Genomic DNA, 26,673 nt, shown 5'->3' with positions numbered 1-26,673 from the left:
GGGACTTTCGCTTAACACGGGTGAAACAAACGAGACACGGCACGGTAACGGCCCAGGCATAGTTTCGGTCTGATGGCCCGTGCCCCATGGGAGGTTAGCGTGTTCAACTCCGCCGACGACGTCCTGAACTTCATCAAGGACGAGGGGGTCCAGTTCGTTGACGTCAGGTTCACCGACCTGCCGGGAACGACGCATCACTTCACGTTCCCCTCGGAGAACTTCGGGGCCGGTGTCTTCACCGACGGCCTGATGTTCGACGGATCGTCGATCCGCGGCTTCCAGGCCATCCACGAGTCGGACATGTTGCTGCTGCCCGACCCCTCCACGGCCGTGCTCGACCCGTTCCGCCAGCACAAGACGCTGAACATCAACTTCTTCGTGCACGACCCGCTGACCGGCGAGGCCTACAGCCGCGACCCGCGCAACGTCGCCCGCAAGGCCGAGGAGTACCTCAAGGGCACCGGCATCGCCGACACGGTCTACTTCGGCCCCGAGGCCGAGTTCTACATCTTCGACGACGTGCGCTTCGAGACCAACGCCCACTCGAGCTACTACCACATCGACTCGATCGAGGGCGCCTGGAACAGCGGCAAGGCCCAGGACGGCGGCAACCTCGGCTACAAGCCGCGCTTCAAGGGCGGCTACTTCCCGGTGCCGCCGATGGACCACTTCACCGACCTGCGCTCGGAGATGGTCCGCAAGCTCATCGACGCCGGCATCGACGTCGAGATGCAGCACCACGAGGTGGGCACGGCCGGTCAGGCGGAGATCGACTTCCGGTTCGACACGCTGCTCAAGTCCGCCGACACCCTGATGCTGTACAAGTACATCGTCAAGAGCACGGCCCTGCAGCACGGCCACACGGTCACCTTCATGCCCAAGCCGATCTTCGGGGACAACGGCTCGGGCATGCACTGCCACCAGTCGCTCTGGAAGGACGGCGAGCCGATCTTCTACGACGAGGTCGGCTACGCGGGCCTGTCGGACACCGCCCGCTACTACATCGGCGGCCTGCTCAAGCACGCCCCGTCGCTGCTGGCGTTCACCAACCCGACGGTCAACTCCTACCACCGCCTGGTGCCCGGCTACGAGGCCCCGGTCAACCTGGTCTACTCCCAGCGCAACCGCTCGGCGTGCATCCGCATCCCGATCACGGGCTCCAACCCGAAGGCCAAGCGCATCGAGTTCCGTGTCCCGGACCCGTCGTGCAACCCGTACTTCGCCTTCGCCGCCCAGCTGATGGCCGGCATCGACGGCATCCGCAACAAGATCGAGCCGGTCGAGCCGGTCGACAAGGACCTCTACGAGCTTCCCCCGGAGGAGGCCCGCAACATCCCGCAGGTCCCGGGCTCACTGCAGGAGGTGCTGGTGGCGCTGGAGGCCGACCACGAGTACCTGCTGGAGGGCGGCGTGTTCACGCCGGACCTGATCGAGACCTGGATCGCCTACAAGCGCGAGAACGAGATCGACCCGATCCGCCTGCGCCCGCACCCGCACGAGTTCGAGCTGTACTACGACGTCTGAGCCACCGAGCCTCTGACCTGGGAGGACACTGACGGCCGACCCGTCGGGGCACATCCAGGGCACTCGGGCATCCCGCGAAAAGGCCGTCGGCCGTCCCTCTGGCGAGGGCACGTCCGGCGGCCTTTCGCATGCCTGCCGCGGGCCGGCACGACTCCCCCGGCTCCGAGGACCGGTCTCCGGACGAGCGAGCCAAACGGGTTCCGGTTCGTCGCCTCGCGCTCTGGCAGGGTGAGGATCAGACGGGCACCCGCCGATCCGATCGGGTGCTCCGGACGAGCGAACCGGCGAACGTTACGGCTTTACCGATGAAAGTTACATCGGCACGTGTGATCCACCACCGCCCGATGTGAACGGTCCCCTCTGGCGACCCGTCAGGAGCACGGGGTGACCCGGCGGGAGTCCGGTGCGCCGCGGGCACCGCGCGCAGGAGCGCGCCGGGCCGCCGGCGACCGGCGCGGCGACGCGGGCACCGGTCCCTGAGCTGGCGGATCGGGCCCGCGAGCCGCCAGGAGGCACCGTACGGGTGACCGGCGAGGCACCGTCGCACCGATCGGGAGGCCCGCCGTGTCGCGGAAGATCACCCGGTGTCGCGGCTCCGGAGCGGACGACGACGGACTTTCCCACGTTCATCGACTGTTGCGAAAAATCTCTGTTAATGCGACATTACCCCCAGACATCAGTCGGCATACGTCATACGTTACAAAACAGTAACGCCACGTCTGCCACGGACTCCTGGGGCGTGCCATGAGGCGACCTCTCACGTCCCGGCGCCGGTGACCCTCGTCGGCGCGGCGCCGGGGCGGACGACCGGGGCTCCCCAGGCACCGGTGAGCCCGTCGTCCGCGAACCGGAGAGCCCGCGGACCGTCCGCGAGGGCCCATGAGCCGCCCGTGGCGAACGCCCGGACACCCGACCGGCCGGCACCGCCCGTCCCGCAGCACGGACATCCGGCCTCACCGGCGGCGACCCCGCCAGGGGATCGCACGGTGAACACTCCGCCCGGAATCAGCGAAAGGAACAGAGCGTGAAGCCAGCCTCGTCCACCACCGGGAAGGCGTTAGCGGCGCTCGCGGTGTTCGTCGCCGCCGCGTTGCCGCCGGCCTTCGTGGGTGCCACCCCGGCCTCGGCCGCGGCCCAGGCGACCTACTACGTCGCCCCCGACGGCAACGACGCCAACCCTGGGACGATCACGTCACCGTTCAGGACCCTGCAGCGCGCCAGGGACGTCGTCCGCACGGTGAACGCCACCATGACGGACGACATCCAGGTGTATCTCCGCGGGGGCACCTACCCGGTCGGCGGCACGATCGACTTCACTCCGGCCGACTCCGGCACGAACGGGCACCGGGTCGTCTACTCCGCGTACCAGAACGAGACGCCGATCCTCAGCGGGGGCGTTCAGGTGACCGGGTGGACGCAGCACAGCGGCAACATCTGGAAGGCCCCGCTGAACCGCGCCAACAAGCTCCGCGCGCTCTACGTCAACGACAGGCGCGCGTACATGGCCTCGAAGACGATGACCTCGGCGGGGTGCTCCGGGACCTACACCGTCACGGCGGGGCAGGCGCCCTGGGCGTGGGAGTCGGGTTCGCAGTGCGCGGCGGCGAAGTACGGCCTGAACGACTTCCCCGCCATCGCCGGCAACCACGACGACATCGAGATAGAGACGGGGACGACCTGGACCACGGCCATCGTCGGGGTCCGCCAGGTCACCTCCGACGGCGCGAACCGCATAGCCCAGTTCCAGCAGCCGGGAGCGGCCATCGCCCAGGGCGCCTTCAACGGGAACGCCCAGACCGGCGGAAGCCACAAGGTCATGAACGCCTACGAGTTCCTGGACACGCCGGGCGAGTTCTTCTTCGACAAGACGAGCCGTACGGTGTACTACTACAAGTCGGGCTCCGAGGACATGACGGCCGCGACGGTCTTCGCACCGAACAACGTGTCCACCGTCATCAGGGTCGCCGGCACCTCCACGAGCAACCGTGCCCGGAACATCACGTTCTCCGGCCTCACGGTCCAGCACTCCGACTGGAACCTGTTCAACGTGGCCGGCTCGGTGCTCAAGCAGGCCCAGCAGGGCAACCTCGGCGCGCTCGCGTACGCCAGGCAGAACTTCCACGTCTACCACTACCGCAACGTCGACATGGCGCCCGGCATCATCCAGATCGAGAACGCCGACGGGCTCGTCCTGCAGAGGAACCGGGTACAGCACACCGGCGTCGACGGAATCACCATGGTCAACGACGTGGTGAACACGCAGCTGATCGGGAACCACACGAACGACATCGCCGGATCCGCCATCGCCGTGGGCCATCCCCAGCACGTCTACATCGGGGACCACACCGCGACGAACCGCGAGAAGTACCCCGCTCAGGTCGAGGGAGCACCCAAGAACATCACGATCAAGAACAACTACCTCTACGACAGCGCCGTGCTGTTCAACGGGCACAGCCCCATCTCGGCGTACTTCGCCGACGGCCTGTCCATCCAGCGCAACCGCATCGAGAAGACCCCGTGGTCCGGTGTGACGCTCGGCTGGGGCTGGTGGAACTTCGACGGGTCGTCAGGCTCGATCGTGCCGAACCGGCCGACCACCACGGCGAAGAACAACACCATCAGCCACAACCACTTCATCGACACGGTGCAGCGCCTGAGCGACACGGCTCCGGTCTACACGCTGGGCAACCAGCCGGGGACCACGATCACCGACAACTACATGCAGGGCGTCCCGTCCGGCCACAAGTACGGGCTCCACCCGGACGAGGGCTCGGGGAACATGATCTTCCGCGACAACGTCCTGAGCGTGGACAAGAACATCACGTGGCTCGTCAACTCCGACGACTTCGGACGCAAGCACGACCTGAGCATCACGCAGACGTACGGGCCCATCAACAAGGTCTCCAACAAGAACCTGCCGAACAGCACGATCCACGACATCCTCGTGTCGTCCGACTACGTGTGGCCGTCGCAGGCCTACGGCATCGCCGTGAACTCCGGGCTGGAGGACGCGTACAGGAACATCGTTCCCCAGGGCAACCTCTCCCTGCCGGACCACGTCCTGCCCGCCAGCACGTTCGTCGGCGCAGGCGCGACGTCGATCCCCATCCGCAGCGCCGGCGACGCGAGCAGGACGGTCTGGCTGGCCCCCTCGGGGACGACCTCCTTCACCGCCGGCGCCACGATGACCAGGGCCGGCGGAACCGCGACCTCCATCGCCGTCCCGACGTCGGCCGGTGAGTACCGCCTCTTCGTCGTGGACGCGCAGGGGAACCGGTCGGCCGAGTCGAAGTCGCTCGTCAGGCAGGGCAACGGCGGGGGCGGCCGGCAGAACGTCATGATCGTGGGTGGCCAGTCGGGCCGATGCCTGGACGTCAACGGCACGTCGGCCAACGGTGCCCAGGCGCAGCTGTGGGACTGCAACGGCGGCACCAACCAGCGGTGGACGTACACCACGGGCAAGCAACTGCAGGTGTTCGGCAACAAGTGCCTGGACGCCTCCGGCCAGGGCACCGTGAACGGCACCCAGGTGGTGATCTGGGACTGCAACGGGCAGACCAACCAGCAGTGGAACCTCAACGCCAACGGCACCGTCACCGGCGTGCAGTCCGGGCTGTGCCTGGACGCCTTCGGCGGCGGCACCGCCAACGGCACGAAGGCCATTCTGTGGGCGTGCAACGGCGGCGCCAACCAGCAGTGGAGCCTGCGCAACTGACGTGAGGTCATCGGGCCGCGGACGGTCGTACGCGCACCGTCCGCGGCCCGGTCGCCGCGCCGCGGGTCCCGTCAGGTGATCTCCTTGCGGCCGATGCGCACCATTCCGGCGATCGCCGGGAGGGCGATCCACACCAGTGCCGACGTGGCCAGCCGGGCGGCGTCGCCCCCGGTGAGGTGGCCGTTCGTCAGGGGGATCGCGGCGCGGTTCACGTCGAGCCAGCCGGCCAGGAGCTCACCGGTGGGGCCGAGCCTGGCCACGGCCGACCACACCATCGGCGTCGTCAGGCAGATCACGATCGCGGCCGGGGCGTTCAGCAGCAGCATGCCCAGGGCGAGGCCGGTCGCGACCACCAGGACGTTCGTCACCATCCAGCCCAGCAGCGCCATCGGGCCGACCTCCCAGGTGGCCGGGAGGTTCCGGACGCCCGCCACGACGGCCGTCACCGGCACCGCGACCAGCAGCGAGAACGGCGCGGACAGCGCGGCGATGATCAGCGGGGGCAGGCACTTGGCCGCCAGCACCCGCGACCGCCGGGGTTCGAGCGCGAACGTGACCAGGGCGGTGCGGTGGCTCCACTCACCGGTCACGGTGAGGATGCCGAGCACCGGCAGCAGGGTCGCGAGCCCGATGCCCGCGGTGCCCGCCAGGGTCTGGAGGTCGGGGTCGGTGACGAAGCCCCGCGCCGTGATGGACACCGGTATCAGGAGCACCAGAAGAGCGGTAATGATCTTGCTGCTGCGGGTGTCGAGGAGCTTCCTGGCCTCGACCCGGAGCAGCCGGGAGAACGGGATCCGCTCCCGGGCCGAGTCCGAGGCCGGGGCCGGGGCCGGATCCGGGTTCGGGGGTGCCGTTCGGGCACGACGGGTGCCGGTCGCGAGGGTGTCGGTCACGGACGGGTGGGTCGCGGGCGTGCCGGTCATGGGCGTGCCGGTCGCGGACGGGTGGGTCGCGGGCGTACCGGTCGCGGGGGTGTCGGTCATGCGGCGCTCCGATCGGCGTCGGCGGTCAGGTCCAGGAAGGTCTGTTCGAGGCTCCGGCCCCGGCCGAGCTCGTCGAGGGTGCCGTCCGCCAGGACGCGGCCGCGGCCGATCATCACGATCCGGTCGGCGACCTGCTCGACCTCGTGCAGCAGGTGCGAGCTGAGCAGCACCGCGCACCCCGAGGCGGCCAGGTCGCCGAGGAGCTCGCGCATCCACCGGATGCCCTGGGGGTCCAGGCCGTTGGCGGGCTCGTCCAGGACGAGCACCCGGGGCCGGCCGAGAAGGGCGTGGCCGATGCCGAGGCGCTGCCTCATGCCGAGCGAGTAGCCGCCGGCCGTCCTGCGGCTCTCGGTGCGGGTCAGCCCGACCAGGTCGAGCACCTCGTCGACCCGCGACCGCGGAAGGCCGAGTGTCATCGCGCCCAGCGTCAGGACCTCCCGCCCGGTACGGCCGGGATGCAGGGCACCGGCGTCGAGCAGCGTGCCGACCAGCAGGGCCGGGCACCCGAGGTCCGCGTACGGCCGGCCCAGCACGGTGGCCGACCCCGAGGCGGGGCGGGAGAGCCCGGTCAGGACGCGCAGGGCCGTCGACTTCCCCGCGCCGTTCGGCCCGAGGAACCCGGTGACGCTGCCCGGCGCGACGGTGAAGGACACGTCGTCGAGCGCTCTGGTCCCCCGGAAGTCCTTGGTGACGTGACTGAATTCGATCATGACTCCAGTCCACCGGATCCGGGGCCGCCGGTCATCGTCCCGGGGTCGAGGACCGCCGGGCCGCAGGGACCGTCCCCGGAGCCTCGGTGCAGACCAACGGCCATCGGAGGGTGGACCCAGGTCGCTGGGGCCACCCGCGGCCGCTCCCTAGGCTGTGGACCGTGCACGATCCCACGGAGAACCAGCCACCCCTGGACGGACGGGCCGTCGCGCTGCGCTACCTGTGCGCCGTGGCACCGATGCTGTTCGACGCCGTCATCCTGGTCGTGGCCGTTCACCGCGAGCCCGGGCGGCTGGTGCCCGCGCTGGTCAACACCGGGCTCGGCCTGGCCGGGCTGGTGCTGATGCGGTGGCGGCGCCGGCGGCCCGTGGCGGTCACGACGGCGATCACCCTGCTGACCTCCTTCTCCACCATGGCGGCCGGCCCGGCGCAGGTCGCGTACGTGTCCCTGGTCACCCACCGGTGCTGGCGGCAGATCGTCCCGGTCGCGATCCTGTCCTGGGTGTGCCTGCTGGTACGTTCCAGCTGGTTCGGCATCGACCAGGCGACCTACGTCTCGACGGCGGCCGGGACGGTCCTGCTGGGCGGGCTGACCGTCTTCGGCCTGTACCTGCGCGGGCGCCGCGACCTGGCCGCCTCGGAACGGCAGGCGGCGCTGGCCGCCGAGCGCGAGCAGCTGCAGCGGATCGAGCAGGCCAGGCTGGCCGAACGGGTCCAGATCGCCCAGGAGATGCACGACGTGCTGGCCCACCGGCTCTCGCTGCTGTCGATGCTCGCCGGCGGCCTGGCGTACCGCAGGGACCTCACCGCCGAGCAGACCCGCGAGACCGCGCGGGCGATCCAGGAGAACGCGCACCGGTCGCTGAACGAGCTGCGCGCCGTGCTCGGCACGCTCCGGGACGACGGCGCCGCGCAGGCCCCGCAGCCGACCCTGGCCCACCTGGAGACCCTGTTCGGCGAGGTACGCGCCGCCGGCCAGCAGGTCGAGGTGCGCGACGCCGTGGGCGAGCGCGGGCTGCTGCCGGAGCAGACCGGCCGGCACGCGTACCGGATCGTGCAGGAGGCCCTGACCAACGCGCGCAAGCACGCCCCGGGCGGCGAGGTGACCGTCGAGCTCGGCGGGCGTCCGGGCGAGGGCCTGCGGATCCGGGTGGCCAACCCTGTGCCGGACGGCACGCCCGCCGGTCCCGGCGCGAGGCTGGGCCTGGTCGGCCTGGCCGAACGGATCCGGATGGCCGGTGGCACGCTCGGCCACGCCGTGCGGGACGGGCACTTCGTTCTCGACGTCCGGCTGCCGTGGGAGGCTTCACACCGTGATTCGACTGGTGATCGTGGATGACGACGCGATGGTACGGACCGGGTTGCGTCTCATCCTCGGCGGTGAGCCCGACCTGGAGCTCGCCGGCGAGGCCGAGGACGGCCGGCAGGCCATGCGCGTCATCGCCGACCTGCGGCCCGACGTCGTGCTGATGGACATCCGGATGCCCGTCCAGGACGGGCTGGCCACCGTCGAGCTGCTGCTGGCCCGGCCGGACCCTCCCCGGATCCTCGTGCTCACCACCTTCGACGCCGACGACATGGTGCTGCGGGCCCTGCGGCTCGGCGCCGACGGCTTCCTGCTGAAGGACACCCCTCCGCCGAAGATGATCGAGGCGGTCCGCGCCGTGGCGAGGGGCGAGCCGGTGCTGTCGCCGGACGTCGCGCGACGGGTGATCGCCGCGGCCACCACGGGACGCGGGCCGGGGCTCCCGGACGCGCGGCAGGAGCTGGCCAGGCTCACCGAACGCGAGTGCGAGGTGGCGGTCGAGGTGGCCAGGGGCGGTTCGAACGCCGAGATCGCCGAGCGCCTGCACATGAGCGTCGCGACCGTGAAGGCCAACATCACCCGGATCTTCGCCAAGCTGGGGACGGAGAACCGGGTGCAGGTCGCGATGAAGGTGCGTGACGCGGGCCTGCTGTGACGGGTCCCGCGGCGAGAGGACCCGCACGGGCGGATGGCCTACACCCGGACCTGGATCCACGTGGAGGGGGCCGGCTGGCGCGTCCTGGCCGCGCACGTGGCCACGGCCTGACGCACACGCAGCACCGGCCCGGTGTTAGATCCCGGCCGTACGGGACAGGGAGGAGGCCAGGCGGGCGCTCACGCGTCCGGCACGGGAACACCATCGGAGGTTGCGCATGCTGACTCAGACCACCCGTAAGGCGGCACTGGTCGCCGCGACGATGGCCGCGCTGGTCGGCCTGGTCGGCGGTTGCGGCGGCGGGGGCGACGACGACGGGGACGACGGTCCGGACGTGGTCAACACGACGTCCGCCCCGGGCCAGGACAACGACGGGGACGACGCGAACGAGCCCAACGACGCGGACGACAACAACTGACGGCCGCGGGCCGCGAGCCGCGGGTGACCGTGTCCCCGTCACCCCCGCCGCCCCGTCCCGCGTGCCCCCGCCCCCATCCGCGACCCGCGTGCCCGGCACGCGGGTCGCGGCATGTCCGGCCCGGGGCACCCGGGCGCGTGTCCGGTACGCGGGGCACGGCGTGTCCGGTACGAGGCACCCGGGCGCGTGTCCGGTACGCGGGTCGCGGCATGTCCGGTCCGCGGGTCCGCGCGGCGTTGTCCGCGGCTTCACGGGTCACGCGCGCCACCGGCTCGTCAGGCAGACTGAGGATGACTTATACGGATAAATCATCCAAAGTGAGGTGACGTGGCAGAGGTTCTCCGGAACGGGGACCTGTATCCGGCATCTCCCCCCGCCGGAGAACGGCATCCTCCCCTCCGATCCGGCGTCCCCTCCGGGCGCGACGACGCCTCCCCCCGCGAGGACTCCCCCGGACACGACGGCGCCTCCCCGCGCGACGACTCCCCCGAGCAAGACGCCTCCCCGCGCGAGGACTCCTCCGGGCACGACGGCTCCCTCCGGCACGACGGCCGGCTCAGGGGGTGGGCCGCGGCGGCCGTACTGACGGGAACGTTCCTGCTGGCCGCTGCCTCCGCCCTGATACCGCTCGCACCGGCCCCTCCCAACCGGATCACCGCCATCGCGTACGCGATCGAGGCCGGGCAGGACCAGCCCGGCTGGCGCGGCGGAGGGATCCCCTACTCCTGGGGCGGCGGGCACGACGACGCTCCCGGCCCCTCGTTCGGCACCTGCCAGGGCTACCAGGGTTCGATCAAGCCCTGTCCCGCCACCAGGACCCGCGGCCTGGACTGCTCGGGGCTGGCCCGCTGGGTCTACCACCTCGCCTACGGCCGGGACGTGCTGGGCCGCGGCAACACCGACGACCACGTCAAGCGGCTCAAGAAGGTCCCCGCCGCCGCGGCCAGGCCGGGAGACCTCGTCTTCTACGGCAAGGTGGGCAAGCGTAAGGTCAGAACCCACCACGTCGGCGTCTACATCGGCCGCGGCAAGATGATCAACGCGCGCAGGACCGGGACCGAGGTGCGGATCGACCGCGTCGCGGCCGTCCGCGGCTTCGCCGGCTACTTCCGCTACCTCTAGGAGAGACATGCGTCTGGGTGTCATGTTCGACCGCGACCTTCCCCCCGAGTCGCTGATCCCGTTCGCCCGCCACCTGGACGTGGGCGACGTGGACGACCTGTGGGTGGTGGAGGATCTCGGCTGGACCGGCGCCGTCTCGTCGGCGGCCACCGTGCTCGCCGTCACCGAGCGGCTGCGCGTGGGCATCGGCATCGCCCCGGCACCCCTGCGCAACCCGGCCCTGCTGGCCATGGAGCTCGGCAACCTGGCCCGGCTGCACCCGCACCGGCTCGCCGCCGGGATCGGGCACGGCGTCCAGGACTGGATGCGCCAGGTGGGCGCCCTCGCCCCCTCCCCGCTGGCGCTGCTGGAGGAGACGATCACGTCGGTACGCGGGCTGCTGCGCGGCGAGACCGTGTCCCTGCGGGGACGGGCCGTGCACATCGACGGGGTGCGCCTGGTCCATCCCCCGGCCGTCGTGCCGCCGGTGCTGGCCGGGGTGGTGCGGCCCCGCTCGCTGGAGCTGTCGGGCCGCGTCGCGCAGGGCACGATCCTGCCGGAGGGCGTCGGCCCCGAGGGGATCGCCGAGGCGCTGAAGGCGACCGGCGGCGGCGATCACGAGATGGTGGTCTTCACCCACCTGTGCATCGGCGACCCCGAGGCCGCCGCCCGGCTGGCGGCGGACTCCGCGGGGTTCCTGGGCGTCCCGCCGGACGAGGTCTGGACGGCGTCGGGTTCCGCCGAGGAGGCCGCCGACCAGGTGAGGTCGCTCTGGGAGGCGGGCGCCGCCACGGTCGTGGTCCGGCCGTACGGCCCCGGCCCGCTCCCCCAGGTGGACCGGCTCCTGGCGGAGCTGCGCTGAGACACCGCCCGGCCCGCGCGGGGACCCGCAGAACCCGCACAGGACCCGCGCCGGGGACGACCCCGCGCGAGCCCCGTGGACGGTCTAGGAGCGGTTGCCCCGCACGCCGGTCAGCCGGCGCAGGACGTCCCACCAGAACGAGGCGCCGAACAGCAACGCGACCATGGTGAGCAGGTATCCGGGCCAGTGCCCGGGGGTGATCAGCCGGTCCCACCAGGCCGCGCCGTTCCACCTGAAGGACGGGTCGGCGGAGTCCTCCGGCGGCATCGTGACGCTCAGGATCGCGTGGTCGAAGATCTTGACCAGCGCCGGGGAGCTGAGGGACTCGGTCACGCACCGGTACGGCTCGGCCAGGCCGGGCTCGGCACCGGCGCACCTCTCCTTGAGCGCGGCGTACCCGTCCCCTCCGCCGCCCGCGATGGCGGCCACCCCGGCGCGGTAGGCGTTGTCGCGCAGCAGCGTCTTGCCGTACTCCAGCGCGTCCATGCTGAACAGCAGCGTGAGCACCATGCCCAGGGCGAAGACCACCCACCTGACATAGCGGGCGTAGAGCGTGGACAGGCGCTGCATCTCACCGTCGAACCAGTGCTCGACGCCCTTGCGGAACTTCTGCGTGTCCCGCTGGGCGCCCTCCCAGACCCCGCGCAGGTGACCGGCCAGCGGGCTGCGGATGGCCTCCAGCTTGGCCAGCAGGCCGTCGATCCCGTCCTCCTCGGCCGCGACCAGCTCCATCACGGCGCCGGAGAAGCGCTCGGGCGGGATGTTCGCGATGCTGGTACGGGCACCCTTGGGGTGGTCGATCTCCTGGAGCCGCTCGTACAGCCGGGCGGTCATGTCGATCGCCGGTGCGACCTCCCCCGTCACGGCGCCGCCCCCGGTCACCGGAGCGGCGGCGGCCGTATGGGCGGCGGCGCCCGCGGCGGCGCCCGCGGCCGTGCCGGTCCCCCGTTCCCCGGAGTCCGCCGCCACGGCCGGGGAGGACTCCCCCGCGTCCGCGGGAACGGCGGTCAGGTCCACCGGCATCGGCTCCACCACCGCGGGCGCCGGGTCGGGGCTGTGCACCGGACGCGGGTCGTCGCTGGAGAAGGGGAGCTTCGCGAAGACGTCGGCCACCTTCGACGGGATCCACGACCTGCCGCCCTCGGAACCGTCCATGGTGTCCCTGAGGTAGGCCCACAGGAACTTGCTGCGGATCCCGAGCAGCCGGACGAAGGCCTCGTTGATCCCGCTCACCAGGAGCGACAGGAGCAGAAAGGCGAGGATCAGCCCGATGGCCAGATCGATGTAGACGGATATCAAAAGGATCACCCGGACCGTTGATACACGCCCGCCCCGTACGGCGCAACGCGATCACCTGAAACAGGTCGATTTCGTGATCGCGGACTCCGTCTCCCGGCGGGCCGGACGTGCGGTCCGGCCCCGCGCGGGACCCCGAGGACCCCGAGGCCCCCCCAAGACTCCCGAGGACCCCGGGACGGACGGAGGACGGCGGCGGGTCAGTCCTCGTAGAAGACGCGCTCGACCACCCGGCGGGCGCGGCGGGTGACGCGGCGGTAGTCGTCCACGAAGTCCTCCGTACCGTCCGGCGGGTAGCCGAGAGCGCGGGCGATGAGCCTGCGCTCGCCGGCGTCCACCGGGATCGCGTCGGCGGCCCGGCCCCGGACCGTGACGATGGCGTCCCGGATGCGCGAGGCGAACCGCCAGGCCTCGGCCAGCACCGCCTCGTCGGCCTCGGAGAGCAGGCCCTCGGCGACGGCCGCGGACAGCGCCTCCAGCGTGCGGGTGGTGCGCAGCGACGGCAGGCGCCCGGCGTGACGGAGCTGGATCAGCTGGGCCACCCACTCCACGTCGGACAGGCCACCGGGACCGAGCTTGGTGTGCAGGGCCGGGTCGGCGCCGCGGGGAAGGCGCTCGGCCTCCATCCTGGCCTTGAGCCTGCGGATCTCCAGCACGGCCGCGTCGGAGATGCCCTCGGGCGGGTAGCGCAGCGGGTCGGCCAGGTGCAGCAGGCCGACGCCGAGGTCGGCGTCCCCGGCGGAGAAGCGGGCGCGCAGCAGCGCCTGCGACTCCCAGGGCGACGACCAGCGGCGGTAGTAGGCGGCGTAGGAGGCCAGGGTGCGGACCAGCGGACCGGCCTTGCCCTCGGGACGCAGGCCGGGGTCGATCAGCAGCGGCGGGTCGGGGGCCGGCAGGGCCAGCAACCGGCGCAGCTCGTTGGCCACCTCGAACGCCGTCTCGGTGGCCTCCCGCTCGGGGACGCCCTCCAGCGGCGAGTGCACGAACATCACGTCGGCGTCGCTGCCGTAGGAGGACTCGATCCCGCCCAGGCGGCCCATCGCGATCACCGCGAACCGGGTGGCCAGCGGGCTGCGCCGTTCCATCTCGACCTTGTCGATCGCGGCGTCGAGCGCCGCCTGGATCGTCACGTCGTTGAGGTCGGACAGCGCCTGGCCGACCTCCTCGATGCCGATCAGGCCGGACAGGTCGGCGACGGCCGTACGGAGCAGCTCCCTGCGCCGCATCGCCCGGACCGCGGCCACCGCGCTCTCGGCGTTCCCGAGGTGGCGGGCGACCACGGTCCGCGCCTCCGACAGCAGCGCAGCGGCGGGGCGGGGGGTCAGCTCGTCGTCCGAGCCGAGCATCGCGACCGCCTCGGGGGCGTTCATCAGCAGGCCGGTCACGTAACGGCTGGTGCCGAGCATCCGGGCCAGCCGCGCGGCCACCGCGGTCTCGTCGCGCAGCAGCCGCAGGTACCACGAGGTGGTGCCGAGCTTGTCGGAGACCTGGCGGAAGCCGAGCAGGCCGCCGTCCGGGTCGGGGGCGTCGGCGAACCAGCCGAGCATGACCGGCAGCAGCGTCCGCTGGATCGCGGCGCGCCGGGAGACGCCGGTGGTCAGCGCGCTGATGTGGCGCAGCGCCCCGGCCGGGTCGGCGTAGCCCAGCGCCTCCAGGCGGGCCTTGGCCGCGGTGGTGGACAGGCGGTCCTCCGACTCGGGCAGCCTGGCCACGGCCTGCAGCAGCGGCCGGTAGAACAGCTTCTCGTGCAGGCGCCTGACCTCCACGGCGTGCCTGCGCCACCGGGTGGTGAACTCCCCCACCGGGTCGGCGGTCATGCCCATGCTCCGGCCCAGGCGGCGAAGGTCGGTCTCGCCCTCGGGCACCACGTGGGTACGGCGGAGCCGGTGCAGCTGGATCAGGTGCTCCACCTGGCGCAGGAAGGTGTACGCCTCGCCGAGCGTCCTGGCGTCGTCCCTGCCCACGTAGCCGCCCCGGGACAGGGCCGCGAGCGCGGGAAGGGTGGCGCGGCGGCGCAGCAGCGGGTCCAGCCGGCCGTGCACGAGCTGGAGCAGCTGCACCGCGAACTCGATGTCGCGCAGCCCGCCGGGACCGAGCTTGAGCTGGCGTTCGGCCCCGCCGCCGCGGACGTGGGCCTCCACCCGGCGGCGCATGGCCTGGACGTCCTCGACGAACTTCTCCCGGGTGGCGGCCTGCCAGACCATCTCGTTCATCACGGCCACGTACTGCTCGCCGAGCTCGGCGTCGCCCGCGACCGGCCGGGCCTTGAGCAGGGCCTGGAACTCCCACGTCTTGGCCCAGCGCCGGTAGTAGGCCTCGTGGCTGGCGAGGGTGCGCACCAGCGGACCGGCCTTGCCCTCCGGGCGCAGGGCCGCGTCGACCTCCCAGAGCGACCCCTCGGGGGTGCTGGCCGAGCAGGCGCGCATCATGCCCTGGGCCAGCCGGGTGGCGAGCTGGACGGCCTGGTGCTCGTCGACGTCCCCGGTGCCGCCGGGGCCGGGCCTGGGCTCGGCCACGAAGACCACGTCGACGTCGCTGATGTAGTTGAGCTCGCGGGCCCCGCACTTGCCCATGCCGATGACGGCCAGGCGTACCGCCCCCGCCTCCGGGTGCTCGGACCTGGCGACGGCCAGTCCCGCCTCCAGGGCGGCCCCGGCCAGGTCGGACAGCTCCGCGGTCACCTCCGACAGCGAGACGGTGCCGGTGACGTCCCGGGCGGCGAGGTGGAGCAGCCGGCCCCGGTAGGCGACGCGCAGCGCCGACAGGGTGCCGGTGGAGGCGTCGGCGGCCCTCGGCTCGGGGTCGTCGGGCTCCGCCCCCACGGCGAGCAGCAGTTCCGCGCGGAGCGCGCTCTCGGTCGGCCGTTCCACGGCGGAGGCCTCGCCGAGCAGGCGCCAGTGCTCGGGGTGCCTGACGACGTGGTCGCCGAGTGCGGCGCTGACCCCGAAGACGCCGACCAGCCGCTCGCGCAGCCCGGGGTCGGCCCGGAGCGCTCCAAGGACGGCGGGATCCCGCTCGGCCAGCCGGTTCAGCGAGATGAGCGCCAGGTCGGGGTCGGCCGCGGTGACCAGCGCGTTCAGCAGGTCGAGGTCACCGACGGCCTCGGGGCCCATCTCGTCGAGCAGCCGCTCGGCCCTGGCCCCGTCGGCGAAGCCGAGCCGGGCGAGCCGTCCGGCCGTCGTCTGCATCCGGGGCACCGTCTCCACCGACCCTCCATGGTGTTCGATCACGGGCACGGGCGCTCTCTTCCTCACGTCTCCCCCGAGCCGTCCTGTCCCTACCCCGGGTCACCCCGGGTCACCCCGGGTCACCCCGGGTCACCGCAGCGACGCCCTCCCCGCGGTCACGCCCGCCCCGGGGTCAGGCGGATCCCGGGCGTGGCTCGCGTCCCGGGCGTCCGGGGCGTTGCCGCACAGGGTAATCCCGAAACCGCGCGGCGTCGTTAGCGGATTCGGACCGTGATCGGACGGTCACGCGGTTTGCACGGCGGTGGCGAACCGCTCGGCCAGGGGCCGCCAGGCCGCGACGAGGCGGTCACGGGCCCGCTCCACCCCGGCGTCGAGCTCCTCGACCGAGTGACCCAGGCCGGTCAGGTGACCGGCCGACCCGGCCGTCCACCCGGCGAAGATCTCGGGGGTGGCCTCGGGGTGGAACTGCACGGCCCAGGCGTTCGCCCCCAGCCGGTAGGCCTGGTTGGGGTACGGGTCGCCGGTGGCCAGCGCCACCGCGCCCGGCGGGAGCGCGGTGATCGCGTCGCGGTGGTACTGCACGGCGGGGGCGGGCGCCAGCCCGGCGAAGAGCGGGTCGTCGGCGGCGGCGGGCAGCGGGACGATCTCGCGGGCCCCCACCTCCAGGCCGTGCGCGCCCCGCTCCACGGTGCCGCCGCAGGCCAGCGTCATGAGCTGGGCGCCCAGGCAGACGCCCAGGGTCGGGACGCCCGCCCGGACCGAGTCCCGGATCAGGTCGCGGGTGGCGGGCAGCCAGGGGAAGCGCTCGTCCTCCCAGGCCGCGGCCTCGCCCCCGAGGACGATCAGCCCGTCGGCGGCCCGCCCGGGCACGTCCTCCCCCAGGTGGGGCCGCACGACCTCGCAGGCGGCCCCGGCCCCGGAGAGCCAGCCGGCCAGGAACCCGAGACCCGCGTCCGCCTCGTGCTCGATGACGGTGATCCTCATATGCGGCCCGTCAGCTCGCCGTCGTCCCGGCCCGGCCGGGCTCGGTGCCCTGGGCCGGAGTGATCCAGACGGCCTTGGCCGAGGCGAGCAGCGTGCCGTCGACCTCGTAGACGGCGCTCTCGGCGAACAGCTTGCGACCCTCGCGGCCGGTGGCGCGGGCGACGACCGAGTAGGTGCCGCCGGGGTAGACCCTGCGGTGCAGCCGCGCGGTCAGGCGGCCGAGCAGGGCGAACTCGCCGGGCTTGAAGTGCGCCCAGCCGCTGGCGCAGTCCAGGGCGGACCAGACGATGGCGTCGGGGACGGTGCCGTCCGCGTTGAGGATGCTCATCGGGACCCGCCAGCCGGCCGCGACCAGGTCGGTGCCGTCCACCGGCCCGGGGAAGATCCGCAGGCCGTCGCCGGGGCCGCGCAGGCCGCAGGCGAAGCAGCCCGGGAAGGCGTGCGCGACCAGACCGGCGAACCCGCTCTCGGCCCGTGCCGCGTCGACGAAGGGCACGAAGGCCGGGGCGTCGAGCTCCTCGGCGACCGTGATGGCCTCGACCAGCAGCCTGTCCCCCTGGGTGAGGGTCGCGGTGTTGGCCAGATGGTGCAGCGACAGCTCGGTGTCCAGTGGCGTCGGCGCGTGCAGCGTGACCTCGACGGCCGAGTCGTTCCCGGCGCCGTGCAACGCCTCGGCGACCGTACCCGCGATCCATCCGCCGTTCGCGGACCTCTCGGGGCCGCGGAAACGTGCCGGAACGGTGAGAACGGTCTGCAGCTCGGACATCATCGTCATGCCGCACCTCCTGACGCCTTTTACGGCGATCAATCCTCTTAAATCACGCTAAATGGATTGGCCGATTTTACCGGACTGCTTGTACATACAGCCAACTCGGGGTCGATGACGCCCCTGTTGACCGCAGGTGACGCCGGTATGACGTTCGACGGGCCGGACCGGATCACACGGTCCGCAAGGAGATCGGGACGTTCCGTGACCGGGCCTGCGGGCGGGACCGCCGGAACGGCCAGGGCACCCGCGGGGAGTACCACCCCACGGCCGGCACGGACCCCGGGGCCGGCCCGCTCGCGGAACGGCGACGGCACCGCCGCGGGGAGGCGACTCCCCGCGGCGGTGCCGTCCGGACGACGCGGTCAGCCGGTGAAGGCGCAGGACGTGCCGTTGAGGGTGAAGCCCGCGGGGGCGGACAGGACGCCGCTGTAGGAGGCGACGAACCCGATCTGGATCTGCGACCCGGCGGGGATGGCGCTGTTCCACGGCTTGCTCACGGCGGTCAGGCGCGAGCCGTTCTGGCTCCAGCCCGCGGACCAGCCCGAGGCGAGGCGCGGACCCGGCGGCGGGTAGTCGATCGTCAGCGTCCAGCCGTCGATCGGGGCGGCGCCGGTGTTGCGCACCGTGATGTGCGTGCTCAGACCCGAACCCCACGACGTCACTTGGTACGACACCTCGCACGACGGGCCGGGGGTCGGCGTGGGCGTCGGCGTGATGGTCGGGGAGGGCAGGCCTCCCCTGGCGAGGGCGGAGAGCGGGTCCGACGGCACGCTCAGGTTGCCGGCCGCGTCCCTGGCCACCACGACGTAGGTGTACCTCAGCCCGGTGACCAGACCGGACTCGGCGAAGTTCAGGAACCCGGACGCGGCGACCGTGCCCACCTTGGTGTAGCCGGTGAGGCTCTCGCGGTAGACGTCGTACGCCGTCACCGCCACGTTGTCGGTCGACGGCTGCCAGCAGAACGTGGCGCCCCGGTAGTCCTGCAGGCAGGCGTCCTGCAGGCCGGTCGGCTTGGACGGGGGGGTCCGGTCGCCCGGCAGGGGGGTCGGCGAGGCGCTCGGGGTCATCCCGACCGACGCGGTCACCGTGATCAGGCTGGAGGGCGGGCTGACGTTCCCGGCCGCGTCCCTGGCCACGACGTACATCGTGTACGCGCGGTTCAGCTCACCCGAGAAGCCCCCGATCGTGCCGGTCGTGGTGGTGGCCCGGACGAAGCCGTCGACCTCCAGCCGGTACAGGTCGTAGGCGACGACCCCGTTCTCGTCCGTCGAGGCGTTCCAGCAGATGGAGGCGTAGCCGACGGGGTTGTTGGGCGCCATCGGCACCGGGCAGGGCCGCGTGCCTCCCGGACGGGTCGGCGGGATGGTGTCCGCCCCCGCGCCCGCCGGAACGGCCACGTGCGCGGCGTCCCTCGCCGGGACGGCGGCCAGGGCCGCCTCCCCTGCCGGGCCGACCGCCAGTACGGCGACGAGTAACGCCAGGGTGAAGAGCCCGAAAGTGAGGAGAACGGTCCCCACGGCTCGCCTGCCGATGTGCATGGTGCCCCTATCGAATCGCGTCGGCGTGTGACCCCCCGCAGTGAGTGTGAATCATTTCCGGCATTCCGTAAAGCCGTTGTCCCGAATGGCGAGAAAACAGGAATCAGAATGTTCCGCACCCGCGCTCCCGCCCGGTGAAGACGCCTGAGAACCGCCCCCGGATCCGAAATGGAAAACGACCGGGCAATGGCGGAGCACGCGAGAACGACGGGGCCCGGACGGCGCACGCCGTCGGCAGGTGGGACGCGCCCGCCCACCCGTGGCTCAAGGTCCACCCGTGGCTCAAGGTCCGCGCGTGGCTCAGGGAGGCGGGGGGCCCACCCATCCGGGGCAGCGATGGCCCACGTCCTTGGCCCTGGTGGCCGTGGTGATGAGGTGGTCGAGCCGGTCGCGGGTGCTCACCAGGCTGTCGATCTGCTCTTCGATGCGGTCCCGCTCGTGCGACAGCCGGTCCAGCAGCGCGGGCGTCGCCTCGCCGTCCTCGATGCACGGCAGCAGCTCCACGATCGTCCTGCTCGACAGCCCCGCGGCGTACAACTGCTGGATCAGCCGGACGCGGCCGATCGCGCCGCGCGGGTAGTGCCGCTGCCCGCTGGAGGCGCGCACCGAGGTCAGCAGGCCGTGTTCCTCGTAGTAGCGCAGGGCCCGCACGCTCACGCCCGCCTCGCCGGCCAGTTCACCGATACGCATGGGCACCCTTCCCTGTGACCTCGGTCATGGTACTTGCCCCTGACGTCAGCGTCAGGTTCTAGCGTAACCCGCGAACGACCTGGACGAAACGACTCAGGCTCTCAGGGGGCACACATGAAGATCACCGATTCCGTCGCGCTCGTCACCGGCGCCAACCGTGGCATCGGCCGGCACTTCGCGCTGCAGCTGCTGCAGCGGGGGGCGGCGAAGGTCTACGCGACCGCGCGCACGCCCGAGCTCGTCGACATTCCCGGCGTGCACGTGCTGCGGCTCGACGTCACCGACCCGGCGTCGGTCGCCGCCGCGGCGGCCGACGCCGGTGACGTCACCCTGCTGATCAACAACGCCGGGGTCGCCACCCACCAGAACCTCGTCACCGGAGAGCTGGAGAAGATCCGGCTGGAGATGGAGACGCACTACTTCGGCACGCTCAGCGTGGTCCGGGCGTTCGCCCCGGTGCTGGCCCGCAACGGCGGCGGGGCGATCATGAACGTCATGTCGCTGCTGTCGTGGATGTCCTACGACGGAGCAGGCGCCTACAGCGCGGCGAAGGCGGCCCAGTGGAGCCTGACCAACGGCGTCCGCCTTGAGCTCGCACGTCAGGGAACCACGGTCGCGGGCCTGCATCTGGGGGGCACCGACACCGACATGATGGCGGCCTTCGACGTGGAGAAGAACGACCCCGCCGACGTCGTGCGCACCGCGCTGGACGGGCTGGAGGCCGGCGAGATCGAGATCCTGGCCGACGAGAACACCGTCCAGGTCAAGGCGGCCCTGTCCGCGGATCCGCGCGCGCTGTACCCGCAGATCGCCTCGGGGACGGATGCCGGCGCAGGTCGCTGACCACGTGTGAGCGACCGCCCTTCACGTCGTCCCGCCCCATGCCTCCTCGGCGTGATCCGGGATGTCCGCGTCATCGGGTCGGACCCGCGTGAAAGACCCGCGGTGACGGAGGACCTCGAACAGGTACGCCGGGGCCTCCGCCATTCGTCCGCCATTCACCGATCGGCGGCGCCAGGGCCCGGTTTCGATTTCGAACGTTCCGGTGGGCGTCCTTTCCGGGCGTCCCGGTTCGAGACGGGAGGTATTTTCCCGGCGGGCGGGCGACAGGGTCCGCGAGGCCGCCGGTTTTCGTCATGACGCCCGTACACGGCCCGGAATTTCAAAGGGTGCGGGACCGGACGGCGATGAACCGTCCGAACCCGCACCCTTTACGATGTAAGAAGTGTTCCGGCCCGCGACTACAGCACCGGCAGGTAGCGGCCCAGTTCGAACTCGGTGACCTGGCGGCGGTAGTCGTTCCACTCGGCGCGCTTGTTGCGCAGGAAGTAGTCGAAGACGTGCTCGCCCAGGGTCTCGGCGACCAGCTCGCTGCGCTCCATGACCGCGATGGCCTCGTCCAGCGACTGGGGCAGCGGCTGGATGCCCAGGGCCCGGCGCTCGGCCGAGGTGAGCGCCCAGACGTCGTCCTCGGCGCCGGGGGGCATCTCGTACCCCTCCTCGATGCCCTTCAGCCCGGCCGCGAGGATCACGGCGAAGGCGAGGTAGGGGTTGCAGGCGGAGTCCAGCGAGCGGAACTCGATGCGGGTCGAGCCGCTCTTGTGCGGCTTGTACATCGGCACCCGGACCAGGGCCGAGCGGTTGTTGTGACCCCAGGAGATGTAGCTGGGGGCCTCGCCTCCGGCCCCGGCGATCGCCTCGGCGCCGCCCCAGAGCCGCTTGTAGGAGTTGACCCACTGGTTGCAGACCGCGGTGATCTCGGCGGCGTGCGTGAGCAGGCCGCCGATGAAGGACCGGCCGATCTTCGAGAGCTGGTAGTCGGCACCGGGCTCGTAGAAGGCGTTGCGGTCGCCCTCGAACAGCGACATGTGGGTGTGCATGCCCGAGCCGGGGTGCTCGGTGAAGGGCTTGGGCATGAAGCTCGCCCAGATGCCCTGCTCCAGCGCGACCTCCTTCATGACCAGGCGGAAGGTCATGATGTTGTCGGCGGTGGTGAGCGCGTCGGCGTAGCGCAGGTCGATCTCCTGCTGGCCCGGCCCGCCCTCGTGGTGGCTGAACTCGACGGAGATGCCCATCGACTCCAGCATCATGATCGCGTTACGCCGGAAGTCGTGGCCGGAGCTGTGCGGGGTGTGGTCGAAGTAGCCGCCGCCGTCGATCGGCTCGGGGCGGCCGTTCCCCTCGGGCCGGTTCTTCAGCAGGAAGAACTCGATCTCCGGGTGGGTGTAGAAGCTGAAGCCCATCTCGGAGGCCTTGGCCAGGGTCCGCTTGAGCACCCAGCGCGGGTCGGCGTGCGAGGGCGAGCCGTCCGGCATGAGGATGTCGCAGAACATCCGGGCCGCCCCGGGCGTCTCGCTGCGCCAGGGAAGGATCTGGAAGGTGGACGGGTCCGGCTTGGCGAGCATGTCGGACTCGTAGACCCGGGCGAAGCCCTCGATCGCCGAGCCGTCGAAGCCGATGCCCTCGGCGAAGGCCCCCTCCAGTTCGGCCGGGGCGATGGCCACCGACTTCAGGAACCCGAGCACATCGGTGAACCACAGCCGGATGAACCGGATGTCGCGCTCCTCAAGGGTGCGGAGAACGAACTCCTGCTGGCGGTCCAAGGCTTCTCCTTCATTGCCGACGTGCCACGACACGCCTGGTGGTCTCCCAGTCTGCCCTCTCAGTGTTTCGCACACGTTACGAGGAAGAACGGTGAGATATGGCATCGGGCTCGTCGCGCCTCCGCCCGGCGGGCCCCGTCTCCTCCTAGTGTGCGACCGGAACCGCTGGAAGTTCGATCCGGGGGAGCGATGACGAGTACCGAGGTCCACAGATCACCGCGGCCGGACGGCCGGGGAGCCGCGCCGGCCGGGCTGGCCGAACGGCTCGCCGCACTGACGATGCCCTGCCCCGTGCACCCGTCGTCACACCTGGTCGAGGCGGCCACCGCGGACTGGGCGTACGCCACCGGCCTGGAGCCCGACCCCTCCGCCCCCTGGCTGGCCGGGCGGGCGTTCGCCCGTTGCGAAACGCGCGTGGTCACCCTCTTCGCGCGCTGGCTGACCCTGGCGGCGCGGCTGCGCGAGGACCCCGGGGCGATCGGCGGGATCATCGCCGTGGCCGGGGGCTCCGAGCCGGGCCCGGCGCCGCTGGAGCGGGCGTTCACCGGCCTGTGGCGGTCCTGCGCGCCGGGGATGAGCCGGGCGTGGCGCGAGCGGTTCACCGCCGGGCTCGCCGCCCAGCGCGAGGCGCTGCCGGCGACCGGGACGCCCACGGCCGAGGAGTACCCGGCCAGGGGCAGGGACGCCTTCGGCCGCTACCTGCTGGACCTGGTGGAGCCGTGCCGCGAGACGGAGGTGCCGGAAGCGGTGGGCCGGAGCCGCCAGTGGCGGGCCCTGACCGAGGCGAGCGGGGACGTGGCCGCCTGGTGCGTGGACGTGGCCGGCGGGCGCGGGTACGTGCGCGTCGCCGCGGAGCTCTTGGAACGTTCCAGTGATCCGGTCCTACGCCCGCGGAGCCGGCGCGGCGCGGCCGAGGAGTGGGTGATCGACCGCCTGGCCGTACGGGTGGAGGAGCTGTGGGCCGCCGCGCGGGCGGTCCCGGCGCTCACCGAGCGGCACGGGCTCGGCTTCACCGCCTCCGCCGAGGTGACCGGGGTGGCATGCGCTTTCTTGACCGTTCCCCGGGCTTACCTGGAGTGGTTGACGCGAGAACACCGCTATCGTCACTCCGGGTAATGGAACGAGTTCGACAAGTGACATTGGAGTAGACGGTGAGCACCACGCTCCTCAACCGCAAGCTTGACCGTGCCTTCGCGCACGTCGACGCGGACGGCAGCGGATCCATCGGGCGCGACGACCTGCTCGGCCTCGGCGCCCGTATCCTCGTCGGCTTCGGCGAGTCGCCCACCTCTCCCGCCGGGAGCAGGCTCGCGGGGGGCTTCGAGGAGATCTGGCGGACGCTGACCGCGGAGATCGACACCGACGGTGACGCGATCTCTCCGGAGGAGTTCCGGGCCGGCATGACCTCGGCGTTCGTCGAGGGCGACCGGTTCGAGGCGGTCTTCGAGCCCGCCGCCGCGGCGCTGGCCGGGCTCTGCGACACCGACGGCGACGGCGTCGTGGGGCCGGAGGGGTTCTGGGTGATGATGGACGCGTTCGGCACCCCGCGCCAGGACGCGGCGGCCGCCTTCGCCCGGCTCGACGGCGACGGCGACGGCGCCGTGTCGGTACGGGACCTCGTGGAGGCCACCCGGCAGTTCTACACGAGCGCCGATCCGGACGTGGCCGGCAACTGGCTGTTCGGTCCGCTGTAGTGGCCCGCACCCCGGTCTTCGGCGGGTCCCCGGCCTGCCCCCGGCCGCATCCCGCACCCTCCCCCCGTTTCCTGGCCCCCTCTCCCCTTCCGGTGCCGCCGGGTCCCGGCACTCCCCCGCGACGCCCCTCCGGGGTGGCCGCGGACGCGCTGCTGCCCCTGGTGGAGCTGGTGCCGGCGATGTCGGCGCCGTGCCGGATGCACCCCTCGGTGGAGCTCGTCGGCACGGAGCTCGCCGCCTGGACCCGCGAGACGGGGCTGGACACCCCGCCGGACGCCGGGTTCGAGCGGATGGCGGGGCGGGCGTTCGCCGCCTTCGACACGCGGGCGGCGCTGCTCTTCGCCAAGTGGCTGACCTGGCTGTTCCACTTCGACGACGAGTGGGACGAGAAGCCCGCCGGCAGGGCGGCCGAGACGGTGCAGAGCGTCTTCGGCCACCTCGACCGCCTCGCGCGCACCCGCGCACCCGCCCGCTCGCCCGTCGAGGTGGCCTTCGCCGACCTGTGGAGGACCACCTCGGAGCGGATGAGCACCCGGTGGCGGCACCGGTTCCTGGAGGGGCTGGCCGCGCAGGGGGCGGCCTGCCGTACCGAGGCGGAGAACCGGTGCGCCGGACGGGTCCCCTCCCCCGCCGAGTACCCGCGGCTGCGGCGCGGCACCGCGGGGCCGTACCTGTTCGACCTGGTGGAGCCCTGCCTGGGGGTGGAGGTGCCGGCGGGGCTGCGCGAGAGCGTGACCTGGCGGACTCTGGTGGACGCCTGCAACGACGTCACCGCGTGGTGCAACGACGTCGCCTCGCACCACAAGGAGCGGGCCAACGGCGACGTGCACAACTACGTGACGGTCGCCGCCTCGGCGTTCGGGCTCTGTGACGCCGAGGCGGTGGCCTGGGTGAACGACCGGATCGCGGCCCGCGCCGAGGACCTGCGCACCTCCGCGCGCCGCCTGCCGGCCCTGTTCGACCGGTTCGGGCTCTCCACCTCGCAGGCCAGGGACGTCAGCAAGGTCGCCTGCGCCTTCCTGGCGGCACCGCGGGCCCAGCTGGAGTGGCTGCTGGAGTCCAGCCGGTACGACGTGTCCTGACCGGCCGTCCCGCGTGCCGGGAACCGCTCGCGTCCACCCGGGAGCGGTTCCCCTCCGGACCGGCCGCCGACGATCGCGGCAGTTCATGGGCATTTATGGAGATCCATCGATCTTTAAACGCTTATTGATCGGATTGCGTCTTAAGCCGGTTAAGGTCCCTTCAAGTACACGACGAAGGGCCTGGACATGCGTGGGCTGAACCGGGTGTCCCCCTCGGGGACGCCCGTCCGGGCGCGGATCGCGGCGATGCGGGCCGTCTCGGCGTTCGTGCTCCCCGGACTGCGGCACCGGCTCCAGGGGATCGGCCCGCTCGTCACCCGCGCGCTGGTCGGCGCCGGTCTGATCGGTGTGGTCGGCGGGGTGTACGTGGCGGTGGGCGCCGCCTCGGGCCTGTTCCTGCCGGACGTGGACCGGATCGGCGGGCTGATCGCCGCGCTCTGCGCGGGGGCGCTCTTCCAGCCGATCCGGCGGATGCTCCGGCGCCACGCCGACCGCCTGCTGTACGGCAGCAGGGGGGACCCGGTGGCGCTGGCCGCCGAGCTGGGGGGCAGGCTTCAGCGCACCGACCCCTCGGACGGGCTGGTCGCGGCCCTGGAGGTGCTGCGCGAGGGCCTGTCGGTGACCGGCGCGGCCGTGCGGTTCCCGGACGGCCGGCCCGCGGAGACCCGGGTGGGGACCCTGGAGGAGGTGGCGCGCGACGTCCGGCTCGTCTGGCACGGCGAGCCCGTCGGGCGCCTGCTCATCGGCCCTGCCGGCGCCAGGCGCCTGCCGGCCGCGCACGGCGAGCGGGTGATCGCCGCGCTCACCCCGTACGTGGCCGACGCCGCCCACGCGGTCCGGCTGGTCGGCGCGCTGCGCCGCTCGCGGGAGCGGATCGTCACCGCGCGCGAGGAGGAGCGGCGCCGTCTGCGCCGTGACCTGCACGACGGGCTCGGCCGGTCGCTCAGCGGCATGGTGACGGCCGTCAACGCGGCCAGGCACTCCCTGCGCACGTCCCCGGAGGCGGCCGAGCGGATGCTCGTCGAGCTGCGCTCGGGCATGGACGGCGTCACCGGCGACATCAGGCACCTGGTGTACGGCCTGCGTCCCCCGGCCCTGGACGAGCTCGGCCTGGGCGGGGCGGTGGCGGAGATGGCCGGTCCCGGCGTGGTGCTGGAGACCAGGGGCGAGCTGTCGGGGCTGCCCGCGGCCACCGAGGTGGCCGCGTACCGCATCGCCCAGGAGGCGCTGGCCAACGCCCGCAGGCACGCCGGTGCCCGGACCGTCCGGGTCTTCCTGGAGCGGGGCGAGGGCGGGCTGAGCGTCCGGGTGCGCGACGACGGGATCGGCGTCCCGGCCGGGCGGCGCTCGGGGGCGGGGCTGGCGTCGATGCGCGAGCGCGCCGCCGAGCTGGGCGGCAGCTGCGTGATCACGACCCCGCCGGGCGGCGGGACCGTGGTCGAAGCGGTACTGCCGGTGAACTTGAATGTGGAGATCTGACCGTCCATGATTTCCTCCCCCCTGCGAACGATGGTGAGTATTGCCCTATGAGACCGGCCCGGCTCCTCCTACCCT

At 72.2% G+C, this 26,673-nt stretch carries 21 protein-coding genes; 12 read left to right on the top strand and 9 right to left on the bottom strand.

Features of this window, described 5'->3' with window-relative positions; genetic code table 11:
• Positions 1 to 99: 99 nt before the first annotated feature.
• The gene (gene glnA, locus ABD832_RS00325) at positions 100 to 1,524 is read left to right on the top strand and encodes a type I glutamate--ammonia ligase (RefSeq protein WP_344886697.1); all 1,425 of its coding nucleotides are present in this window, start codon (positions 100 to 102) and stop codon (positions 1,522 to 1,524) included.
• 1,024 nt (positions 1,525 to 2,548) lie between these two features.
• Positions 2,549 to 5,239 (top strand): ricin-type beta-trefoil lectin domain protein, encoded by a 2,691-nt coding sequence (locus tag ABD832_RS00320; RefSeq protein ID WP_344886695.1) that lies wholly within the window; start codon positions 2,549 to 2,551, stop codon positions 5,237 to 5,239.
• 71 nt (positions 5,240 to 5,310) lie between these two features.
• Here ABD832_RS00320 and ABD832_RS00315 read toward each other — a convergent pair whose 3' ends face one another.
• Positions 5,311 to 6,222, bottom strand: a complete 912-nt coding sequence (locus ABD832_RS00315) for an ABC transporter permease (protein ID WP_344886693.1) — start codon at positions 6,220 to 6,222, stop codon at positions 5,311 to 5,313.
• Positions 6,219 to 6,932 (bottom strand): ABC transporter ATP-binding protein, encoded by a 714-nt coding sequence (locus ABD832_RS00310; RefSeq protein ID WP_344886691.1) that lies wholly within the window; start codon positions 6,930 to 6,932, stop codon positions 6,219 to 6,221. The genes ABD832_RS00315 and ABD832_RS00310 overlap by 4 nt, the downstream gene beginning before the upstream one ends.
• A 161-nt stretch (positions 6,933 to 7,093) precedes the next feature.
• Between ABD832_RS00310 and ABD832_RS00305 the strand changes: the two genes are divergently transcribed.
• The 5 genes from ABD832_RS00305 to ABD832_RS00285 all read left to right on the top strand — a co-directional run bounded on the left by ABD832_RS00305 (position 7,094) and on the right by ABD832_RS00285 (position 11,275).
• Positions 7,094 to 8,272: a sensor histidine kinase gene (locus tag ABD832_RS00305; protein ID WP_344886689.1), complete on the top strand. Its 1,179-nt coding sequence runs from the start codon at positions 7,094 to 7,096 to the stop codon at positions 8,270 to 8,272.
• Positions 8,247 to 8,894, top strand: a complete 648-nt coding sequence (locus ABD832_RS00300; RefSeq protein ID WP_344886687.1) for a response regulator — start codon at positions 8,247 to 8,249, stop codon at positions 8,892 to 8,894. The genes ABD832_RS00305 and ABD832_RS00300 overlap by 26 nt, the downstream gene beginning before the upstream one ends.
• 217 nt (positions 8,895 to 9,111) lie before the next feature.
• Positions 9,112 to 9,312, top strand: coding sequence for a hypothetical protein (locus tag ABD832_RS00295; RefSeq protein ID WP_344886685.1), 201 nt, complete (start codon positions 9,112 to 9,114; stop codon positions 9,310 to 9,312).
• Positions 9,313 to 9,639: 327 nt separating this feature from the next.
• Positions 9,640 to 10,434, top strand: coding sequence for a C40 family peptidase (locus ABD832_RS00290; protein WP_344886683.1), 795 nt, complete (start codon positions 9,640 to 9,642; stop codon positions 10,432 to 10,434).
• A 7-nt stretch (positions 10,435 to 10,441) separates the two neighbouring features.
• Positions 10,442 to 11,275 (top strand): LLM class flavin-dependent oxidoreductase, encoded by an 834-nt coding sequence (locus tag ABD832_RS00285; RefSeq protein ID WP_344886681.1) that lies wholly within the window; start codon positions 10,442 to 10,444, stop codon positions 11,273 to 11,275.
• An 84-nt stretch (positions 11,276 to 11,359) separates the two neighbouring features.
• On the opposite strand, the gene ABD832_RS00280 is transcribed toward ABD832_RS00285, so the two are convergent.
• The 6 genes from ABD832_RS00280 to ABD832_RS00255 form a co-directional block, all read right to left on the bottom strand.
• Positions 11,360 to 12,583, bottom strand: coding sequence for a hypothetical protein (locus tag ABD832_RS00280; protein WP_344886679.1), 1,224 nt, complete (start codon positions 12,581 to 12,583; stop codon positions 11,360 to 11,362).
• A gap of 188 nt (positions 12,584 to 12,771) precedes the next feature.
• Positions 12,772 to 15,759, bottom strand: a complete 2,988-nt coding sequence (locus ABD832_RS00275) for a bifunctional [glutamine synthetase] adenylyltransferase/[glutamine synthetase]-adenylyl-L-tyrosine phosphorylase (RefSeq protein ID WP_344886751.1) — start codon at positions 15,757 to 15,759, stop codon at positions 12,772 to 12,774.
• Between the two features lie 282 nt (positions 15,760 to 16,041).
• Positions 16,042 to 16,743 (bottom strand): type 1 glutamine amidotransferase, encoded by a 702-nt coding sequence (locus tag ABD832_RS00270; RefSeq protein ID WP_344886678.1) that lies wholly within the window; start codon positions 16,741 to 16,743, stop codon positions 16,042 to 16,044.
• Between the two features lie 10 nt (positions 16,744 to 16,753).
• Positions 16,754 to 17,518, bottom strand: coding sequence for a PaaI family thioesterase (locus ABD832_RS00265; RefSeq protein ID WP_344886676.1), 765 nt, complete (start codon positions 17,516 to 17,518; stop codon positions 16,754 to 16,756).
• A gap of 356 nt (positions 17,519 to 17,874) precedes the next feature.
• On the bottom strand, positions 17,875 to 19,050 hold the full coding sequence (locus tag ABD832_RS00260) for a cellulose binding domain-containing protein (protein WP_344886674.1): 1,176 nt from the start codon (positions 19,048 to 19,050) through the stop codon (positions 17,875 to 17,877).
• A 300-nt stretch (positions 19,051 to 19,350) separates the two neighbouring features.
• The gene (locus ABD832_RS00255; RefSeq protein ID WP_344886672.1) at positions 19,351 to 19,740 is read right to left on the bottom strand and encodes a MerR family transcriptional regulator; all 390 of its coding nucleotides are present in this window, start codon (positions 19,738 to 19,740) and stop codon (positions 19,351 to 19,353) included.
• A gap of 114 nt (positions 19,741 to 19,854) precedes the next feature.
• Here ABD832_RS00255 and ABD832_RS00250 point away from each other — a divergent pair, with 114 nt between their 5' ends.
• Positions 19,855 to 20,583 (top strand): SDR family oxidoreductase, encoded by a 729-nt coding sequence (locus ABD832_RS00250; protein ID WP_344886670.1) that lies wholly within the window; start codon positions 19,855 to 19,857, stop codon positions 20,581 to 20,583.
• Positions 20,584 to 20,981: 398 nt separating this feature from the next.
• Here ABD832_RS00250 and ABD832_RS00245 read toward each other — a convergent pair whose 3' ends face one another.
• A complete protein-coding gene (locus ABD832_RS00245; protein ID WP_344886668.1) occupies positions 20,982 to 22,343 on the bottom strand; it encodes a glutamine synthetase family protein in 1,362 nt (453 codons plus the stop codon).
• Between the two features lie 189 nt (positions 22,344 to 22,532).
• Here ABD832_RS00245 and ABD832_RS00240 point away from each other — a divergent pair, with 189 nt between their 5' ends.
• The 4 genes from ABD832_RS00240 to ABD832_RS00225 all read left to right on the top strand — a co-directional run bounded on the left by ABD832_RS00240 (position 22,533) and on the right by ABD832_RS00225 (position 26,598).
• On the top strand, positions 22,533 to 23,459 hold the full coding sequence (locus ABD832_RS00240; protein ID WP_344886666.1) for a terpene synthase family protein: 927 nt from the start codon (positions 22,533 to 22,535) through the stop codon (positions 23,457 to 23,459).
• A 35-nt stretch (positions 23,460 to 23,494) separates the two neighbouring features.
• Positions 23,495 to 24,037 carry an EF-hand domain-containing protein gene (locus ABD832_RS00235; RefSeq protein WP_344886664.1) on the top strand — a complete coding sequence of 181 codons (543 nt, stop codon included), beginning with the start codon at positions 23,495 to 23,497 and terminating at the stop codon, positions 24,035 to 24,037.
• Complete coding sequence (locus tag ABD832_RS00230) at positions 24,037 to 25,119, top strand: terpene synthase family protein (protein ID WP_344886663.1); 1,083 nt, start codon at positions 24,037 to 24,039, stop codon at positions 25,117 to 25,119. Before ABD832_RS00235 ends, ABD832_RS00230 begins: the two co-directional genes overlap by 1 nt.
• 186 nt (positions 25,120 to 25,305) lie before the next feature.
• Positions 25,306 to 26,598 carry a sensor histidine kinase gene (locus ABD832_RS00225; RefSeq protein ID WP_344886661.1) on the top strand — a complete coding sequence of 431 codons (1,293 nt, stop codon included), beginning with the start codon at positions 25,306 to 25,308 and terminating at the stop codon, positions 26,596 to 26,598.
• Positions 26,599 to 26,673: the final 75 nt, after the last annotated feature.

The organism is Streptosporangium longisporum (assembly GCF_039534895.1).
In the GTDB taxonomy this organism is placed as follows: domain Bacteria; phylum Actinomycetota; class Actinomycetes; order Streptosporangiales; family Streptosporangiaceae; genus Streptosporangium; species Streptosporangium longisporum.
Note: the sequence above shows the minus strand (reverse complement) of the source record. Positions and strands in the feature narration are given on the sequence as shown.

What these genes read in the sequence shown, in the direction of transcription:
- ABD832_RS00315 (WP_344886693.1), bottom strand. Translation starts at nt 6,222, where the DNA reads ATGACCGACACCCCCGCGACCGGTACGCCCGCGACCCACCCGTCCGCG.
- ABD832_RS00310 (WP_344886691.1), bottom strand. Translation starts at nt 6,932, where the DNA reads ATGATCGAATTCAGTCACGTCACCAAGGACTTCCGGGGGACCAGAGCG.
- ABD832_RS00295 (WP_344886685.1), top strand. Translation starts at nt 9,112, where the DNA reads ATGCTGACTCAGACCACCCGTAAGGCGGCACTGGTCGCCGCGACGATG.
- ABD832_RS00285 (WP_344886681.1), top strand. Translation starts at nt 10,442, where the DNA reads ATGCGTCTGGGTGTCATGTTCGACCGCGACCTTCCCCCCGAGTCGCTG.
- ABD832_RS00275 (WP_344886751.1), bottom strand. Translation starts at nt 15,759, where the DNA reads ATGCAGACGACGGCCGGACGGCTCGCCCGGCTCGGCTTCGCCGACGGG.
- ABD832_RS00270 (WP_344886678.1), bottom strand. Translation starts at nt 16,743, where the DNA reads ATGAGGATCACCGTCATCGAGCACGAGGCGGACGCGGGTCTCGGGTTC.
- ABD832_RS00265 (WP_344886676.1), bottom strand. Translation starts at nt 17,518, where the DNA reads ATGACGATGATGTCCGAGCTGCAGACCGTTCTCACCGTTCCGGCACGT.
- ABD832_RS00260 (WP_344886674.1), bottom strand. Translation starts at nt 19,050, where the DNA reads ATGCACATCGGCAGGCGAGCCGTGGGGACCGTTCTCCTCACTTTCGGG.
- ABD832_RS00255 (WP_344886672.1), bottom strand. Translation starts at nt 19,740, where the DNA reads ATGCGTATCGGTGAACTGGCCGGCGAGGCGGGCGTGAGCGTGCGGGCC.
- ABD832_RS00250 (WP_344886670.1), top strand. Translation starts at nt 19,855, where the DNA reads ATGAAGATCACCGATTCCGTCGCGCTCGTCACCGGCGCCAACCGTGGC.
- ABD832_RS00240 (WP_344886666.1), top strand. Translation starts at nt 22,533, where the DNA reads ATGACGAGTACCGAGGTCCACAGATCACCGCGGCCGGACGGCCGGGGA.
- ABD832_RS00225 (WP_344886661.1), top strand. Translation starts at nt 25,306, where the DNA reads ATGCGTGGGCTGAACCGGGTGTCCCCCTCGGGGACGCCCGTCCGGGCG.